This window comes from Endozoicomonas sp., from assembly GCF_051008435.1.
Lineage (GTDB): Bacteria > Pseudomonadota > Gammaproteobacteria > Pseudomonadales > Endozoicomonadaceae > Endozoicomonas_A.
In genome coordinates, this window is sequence record NZ_JBPCXO010000370.1 from 1 (window position 1) to 6,700 (window position 6,700).

Annotated in this window: 5 protein-coding genes; all 5 read left to right on the forward strand. The window is 46.7% G+C overall.

What is annotated here, in order from left to right; all coding sequences use genetic code 11:
* The coding region (locus ACR2PX_RS18495; RefSeq protein ID WP_433997355.1) for a zinc ribbon domain-containing protein at positions 1 to 109 on the forward strand (109 nt) is incomplete at its 5' end.
* A gap of 20 nt (positions 110 to 129) precedes the next feature.
* Complete coding sequence (locus ACR2PX_RS18500) at positions 130 to 1,722, forward strand: bifunctional 2',3'-cyclic-nucleotide 2'-phosphodiesterase/3'-nucleotidase (RefSeq protein WP_434000837.1); 1,593 nt, start codon at positions 130 to 132, stop codon at positions 1,720 to 1,722.
* A 145-nt stretch (positions 1,723 to 1,867) separates the two neighbouring features.
* Positions 1,868 to 2,587, forward strand: coding sequence for a sulfite exporter TauE/SafE family protein (locus tag ACR2PX_RS18505; RefSeq protein ID WP_434000838.1), 720 nt, complete (start codon positions 1,868 to 1,870; stop codon positions 2,585 to 2,587).
* A 63-nt stretch (positions 2,588 to 2,650) separates the two neighbouring features.
* A complete protein-coding gene (locus tag ACR2PX_RS18510) occupies positions 2,651 to 4,540 on the forward strand; it encodes a DUF3604 domain-containing protein (RefSeq protein WP_434000839.1) in 1,890 nt (629 codons plus the stop codon).
* 69 nt (positions 4,541 to 4,609) lie between these two features.
* Positions 4,610 to 6,544, forward strand: coding sequence for a hypothetical protein (locus tag ACR2PX_RS18515; RefSeq protein WP_434000840.1), 1,935 nt, complete (start codon positions 4,610 to 4,612; stop codon positions 6,542 to 6,544).
* Positions 6,545 to 6,700 lie beyond the last annotated feature (156 nt).

Here is a 6,700-nt window from a genome sequence, read left to right on the forward strand (position 1 = left end):
ATGGGTCTGTTCAGAGTGCGGAGCTGAACATCTGCGTGACGTAAACGCAGCAAGAAACATTCTTGCGGTCGGGCATGACCGTCTAGCTGTAGGAATCCCCGTTCTTTAGGGCGGGGAGGATGTCAAGGTTTGGATTTTCTGGATAAGGCGACCAGTGGCGCTAACTTCCCATACATCAGTGCCAACGTATACGATGCCAAAACAGGCAAGCACCTTTTCAAGCCTTATCTGATAAAAGAGCAGCAGTTCACCGATACCGAAGGGAAACAGCAAACGGTAAAAGTCGGTTACATCGGGTTTGTGCCACCACAGATTATGCAGTGGGATAAAAAGAATCTGGAAGGCAAGGTGATTGCCAAAGATATTACTGAAACCGCCAGACAGCTGGTTCCCCAAATGAAGAAAGAGGGAGCTGAAGTCATCATTGCTATTCCCCATTCCGGTGTGAGTCAGAAACCTTATAAGGCTATGGCTGAAAACTCGGTTTATTACCTGACACAGGTTGAGGGAATTGATGCCATTATGTTTGGCCACTCACATGCGGTATTCCCCAGTGAAACCTTTGCCAGTCTGAAAGGTGTTGATCTGAAAAAAGGAACCATTAATGGTGTGCCTTCTGTTATGCCTGGACGCTGGGGAGATCATCTTGGAGTAGTCGATCTGGTGCTGGATGACAGCAACGGTCAGTGGGAAGTACTGGATGGGAAGGCTATCAGTCGTCCTATTTTTGATCGTGCCAACAATAAGTCTCTCGCCAAGTCTGATGAAGCGGTACTCAAAGCGGTGAAAGCGGAACACAGAGGAACCCGTGACTTCGTCAATCAGCCCATTGGTAAAGCGTCTGACAGTATGTACAGTTTCCTGGCTCTGGTTCAGGATGATCCTACGGTTCAAATCGTGAATGATGCCCAGATTGCTTATGTTGAGCGCTTTATTCAGGGCGATCCGGATCTGGATGGTATTCCTGTGATCTCTGCGGCAGCACCGTTCAAGGCCGGTGGTCGTAAAGACGACCCCAATGGCTATACCGAGGTAGAAGCTGGAACACTGACCTTCAGCAATGCTGCGGACCTTTATCTCTATCCCAATACACTGGTTGCTCTGAAGATAACGGGTAAAGAGCTGAAAGATTATCTGGAAATGTCTGCAGGCCAGTTTAATCAGATTGATCCATCCAGCACGGAACCACAACATCTGATAAACTGGGATGGGTTCCGTACCTATAACTTTGATGTGGTAGAGGGCGTTGAGTATCAAATTGATATCACTCAACCTGCTCGTTACAGCGCTGAGGGTCAGCTGATGAATCCGGATGCCCGTCGTATTACAGAGCTGACTCTGAACGGAAAGCCCGTCAAAGACGATCAGACATTTATACTCGCGACCAATAACTACCGTGCATATGGCGGTGGCAACTTTGCCGGTACCGGTGAGAAGTTTATTGCCTTTGCTTCGCCTGATGAAAATCGTCAGGTGCTTGCAGATTACATCAGCAGAACCACCAAAGAAAAAGGTCAGGTGGTTCCCAGGGCTACAAACAACTGGAGCATTGCAGCGATCGTCAGCAAACTCGATCTGAATGTGATTGTGGAAACTTCCCCGAGTGAGAAAGCTGAAGCATTCATTAAAGAGAACGCCGTGTACAAGATGGAAAAGATTGGGACTGACAAAGCAGGCTTTGCTCAGTATCAGATCGATCTGTCAGAGAAACGCGCTGATTAAGACACTCTTATTTTAAAATGTAACGAGTTAGCTGTGATATAAAGGGGCAATACAATATTGCCCCTTTATATCGTAAAAAACGTTTCATCACTTTGGCTGATGAAAGCATGATGTTTCGTTGATGCCTTATTTGTGAGAACGCTGTATGGACTCCACTCATGCCCTGTTGATCCTGGCTGCTTTTGTTACCTCAGCAGCAACGGCTGTTCTGGGTGCAGGCGGAGGCGTTCTGCTGATTACCTTGATGCCCGGCTTAATTCCAGCAGCCGCAATTGTTCCCGTTCACGGTGTGGTGCAATTCTTCAGTAATGCCAGTCGAGCCCTGTTTGACTGGCGAAATGTCTGTTGGCACATGTGGCGGCGTTATCTTCCCGGCGCTTGTATTGGTGCCTTTTTGGGTTCCCAGGTCGTGCTGTCGATCAATAGTCATTACATTCCCATGATGTTGGGAATCGTGATTCTACTGATGACCTGGCTGCCTTCCCTGACGGTTAAAAAGCTGCCTTTTCGATTTCTCTCCTTTGGCGTTCTGCATTCATTCCTGGCTACTCTGGCAGGTGCAACAGGTCCTATGGCCGGTGCCTTCCTTTCAAGAGAAGGTTTGCAAAGGGATGCACTGGTGACAACCGTGGGAGTTTGTATGGGAACGGCCCATGCTTTGAAAACAGTTGCCTTTGGTGTTCTTGGATTTAATCTGTTGCCTTATTGGGAGCTGATACTGTGGATGTCAGTCAGCGTCATTCTGGGCTCTTGGGTAGGGACCTGGATAAGAAAATTCCTGCCGGAATTTTCTTTCAAATCGCTATTTCGCTGGCTCATCACGCTTCTGGCTTTAAGACTGATAGGGATATCGTTGAATATCTAATTGTTGCGCGTGCCTTAATTAGTTGTTCTACTGGATCGCACAAAAACAATAAAAAGCAATTCTATGTCGTCTAAATATGTGCGAACCCTGCTTGCTGTCCTTTTGTGTATGGCGACTTCAACGGCTTTTTCCAGTCGTTCCGTCATTTGTGAAGATTACAATCCTGAGCGAACAGCCTTTTTTGGTGATACCCATATTCATTCGCGATACTCCCTGGATGCCAGTACACAGGATACTCGTACTACCCCTGAACAGGCTTATGAGTTTGCACGTGGCAAAAAGCTGGGGATACAGCCATGGGATAAGAACGGCAATGCACAACGATTTTTGCAGCTGAGCAGACCTCTGGATTTTGCCATGGTGAGTGACCATGCAGAGCTTCTGGGTGAAGTGAGTATTTGTAATAATCCTGACAGCGAGCAGTATTCATCCTGGCAGTGCTGGATGTTGAGAGACTTTCCCCGGGGAGGCTACTTTCTTTTTAATATGATGGGAATGTCAGAAGGAAAGCGTCTGGGATTTTGTGGAGAAAATGGTGAGCTTTGTCGTCAGGCAGCCATGGGTCCCTGGAAGAAAATACAAGCTGCTGCAGAAAGTGCAAATGAGCAGTGTCAGTTTACTTCATTCATTGGTTACGAATGGACTGGAGCTCCAGACAGTCAGAACATCCATCGTAATGTTATTTTCAAAAACAGACAGGTTCCTGAGTTACCCTTCAGCTATATCGACGGACCTTCCGCTGAACAGCTTTTCCACTCTTTGGAAAAAGAATGTCGTTCTAACAAGACCGGTTGTGACGCTTTGACCATTCCCCATAACTCTAATCTGAGTAATGGTCTGATGTTTCCGACAATAAAAAAGGAAGGTTCACCGATAACCGCAGACGATGCAAAGCTCAGGGCATCTTATGAAAAACTGGCCGAAGTGATGCAACACAAAGGCAGCTCAGAGTGCTTTTTCAGTCAAAATGCTCCTTTGGGCAATGCTGATGAGCTTTGTAATTTTGAGCAACTTCCCTATAACCAGTTCTTGGGAAGAACGATCAGCTTTATGAAAGAAGCGCCAAAACCGAATGGCGGATTCCTTCGGCAGATTTTAGTCGAGGGCTTACAGCAAGAAAACAGGTTGGGCGAAAACCCCTTCAAATTTGGCATGATTGCCAGTACGGACACACATTTGGGCGCGCCTGGTGCTGCAGATGAAAAAAGCTTCAAGGGGCATGGTGGTGCAGGTAGTCCCAATAAAGATACAGTAAAAGCTGGGTTACCGGATGCTCTGGAATATAACCCCGGTGGGTTAGCGGTTCTCTGGGCAGAAGAGAACACCCGAGAATCATTATTTGCCGCTATGAAGCGCAGAGAAGCTTATGGCACCAGTGGCCCAAGAATTTCAGTACGATTCTTTGGGGGTTTTGAATACCCTGAAAACCTTTGCCACAGTCATGATTTTATAAAAGAAGGCTATGCCAGAGGGGTTCCTATGGGTGGCGATCTTTCGGCCAGTGAGACAGCACCCACTTTCGCGATCTCTGCACTGAAGGATCCTGGAACAAAAGACAGTCCGGGGACTTCTTTACAGCGTGTTCAAGTCATCAAAGGCTGGGTAGATGACAAAGGGCAGAATCGGGAAAAAGTGTTCGATGTCGCGGGTCGTCCAGACAATGGCGCTACAGTTGATCTGTCTACCTGCCAAAGAAAAGGCCAAGGTTATGCCAGCCTGTGTACAGTTTGGCAGGACCCTGAGTTTAATCCTTCGCAGAGTGCATTTTATTATACCCGTGTGGTTGAGAACCCCAGCTGTCGCTGGAGCCAATATATTTGCAGTGCTAATAAAGTAGATTGCAGTAAGCCTGAGACCATAAGTGAAGGACTTGAAGGGTGTTGTTCTCCAGACCATCAACCGATTATTCAGGAAAGAGCCTGGTCTTCACCTATCTGGTATTCACCTTCATAGAAGGAGTGAAAATACAGCCAGATTCTGATCTATAGTGAAAGAGCTCTGATAAGGTGGAGCTCCATCACTATGACTCTTCGTAAATCTTTTTTGGTTGCGTTTTTAGCTATCAATTTAATCGTCTGGCAATCCTCTAATGCTGGGGTCATTGTCAAAAGAACCTCAACGCCCTATAGCTACGACAATGGTCAGGTATATGGCCCATGGCAGGAAGGAAAAGATCTGGGGGATGTCTCTTTTTCTTTGTCTGAACCTGTCATTGAACAAGCCCGCGCTTCATTTATTACTGGCCTGAAGCTTTTACATGCTTTTGAATACCCCGAAGCCAGAGCGGCTTTCAGGAATGCTCAGAACCTGCAAAAAAGACATGATGACTATGATTTCGTCATGGCGATTTGGGGGGAGCTGATGTGTAACTACCAGATCCTTTGGTTTACGAGGGATTTTGACGCTGGAGACAGCACTCTGGCGCGACTGAACGAAGCAAAAAGTAATTCTTTAGTTACCTTTAATGCATCAGAGGAGGTTTTAATCACGGCTTCTCAGAAACTGTTCGGTAATGAAAATAACAGTCGCAATAAGCAGCCCTTTGAAACAGGTTCAAATGCCCAGCTGTTCCACCAGTACCTGGATCAGCAGATCACTGATAATGATCAGTTAGATGGAGAAGTGCTGGTATTCAGAAGTCTGGCTCATCTGGCTACCCGACAAAGTGTACGGGACTACGCGCTGGAAACTTCTGTTGTTAATGAAATGAGTGCTCTGATGCTCAGAGCAGGCATGGCTAACCATCCTGGTTTGCATCATTACCTGACGCATGCTTCTGAAAGTCCAAAACTGGCCAGAGAGTTACCAGCTGCTCAAGAATCCGCTTTTTGGTTGCAGTCGTTAAGCAGAGCACCGAAAAATACCAGCTCAGTTCATTTAACGCACATGCCGACTCACTACTATTTTGCCAGAGGCGACTGGGTGAATACCTATTCCATCAACAGAGCTGCTTGGAATAAATCACTTCAGCGAGCAACCGATCTGGACTTGAGTGACTCTTCATTAGCTTTTCATGAACATCTATGGCGGGTTTATGCACTCCTCCAGTCCGGTCTCTATGAAGAGGCCCTGGCTGATGCCAATGATTTATACCAGAGAATTTCAAGTCTTCAGGAAAAACCAGGGACAACCGCTGCAGACACCAGAGTCATGCGAACTTATTTTGCGTTCGAGCAGGCCTATCTGATATTGGAATTACCTGAGGACAGTAGTCACTTGAGAGAGTGGGCACAAAAAACAGTCTCGGACAGCCTGATGTCAGGATGGGGGAAAACAGCGTACTACTTTATGAAGAGCTGGAATGCGCTGGCCCAGCAGCAATATGCAGATGCAGAAAATTTCAGGAACCAGTTACAACAACTGCTCTCGGATACCGGTCTTCATCTTTCTCCCATGAATGTTGATGCTATTCCCATTATGGTTGAGCAGCTAAGGGCAGAAGAGCTGAGACAAAAGCAGGATTTGACAGGTGCCCTTCAGGCGGCACTGGCAGTAGAATCCCGATATTTGAACATGCATTGGGATCATGGTGTTCCGCTGGTTGTGAAGCCGTTACTGGAGTACATCGGTGAGCTTTATATGGAAATGGCCACATCAGGGATAGCCTATCAACCCGTGCAAACGACTGAGAATGACATTGAACCAACACCTGCAGTCGTTGTTGTATCCCAAGAGTATGCTAATGCTGTGAGTTATTTTCAGAAAGAATTGACGGAATTTTTTCCCAGAAGACGAAAGTCACTGGAAGGGCTAAAAGCGGCAGCAAGGCTGGCGAATAATCAAGCGGTTTACCAACAAGCCGTTTCCCAATTGAATACTCTTAATCAGGAGATAATTTATTCTCCGATGCCTTTGCCTACAGCAACGCCGGAGCCTGATGGAGCAATAATAGAGTCTGGAGTCCCCTGGTTGGTATTTCTTCTTAGTATTCTTGCTCTTTTGTATACGGGCGGTTAATTCCTGGTATCAATCATTTTTAATGAGTTAACTCATGTTACGCACCCATCAGAATTTGCCATACTTTCAAGCATGAACAGAGAGCTGTTTGAGCTGTATAGCGACTACCTGCTGTCCTCATTTGGTAAAACGACAGCAACACAGCTGTCCTCCATG

Coding starts and splice junctions, on each gene's coding strand:
- ACR2PX_RS18505 (WP_434000838.1), top strand. CDS start 1,868: ATGGACTCCACTCATGCCCTGTTGATCCTGGCTGCTTTTGTTACCTCA.
- ACR2PX_RS18510 (WP_434000839.1), top strand. CDS start 2,651: ATGTCGTCTAAATATGTGCGAACCCTGCTTGCTGTCCTTTTGTGTATG.
- ACR2PX_RS18515 (WP_434000840.1), top strand. CDS start 4,610: ATGACTCTTCGTAAATCTTTTTTGGTTGCGTTTTTAGCTATCAATTTA.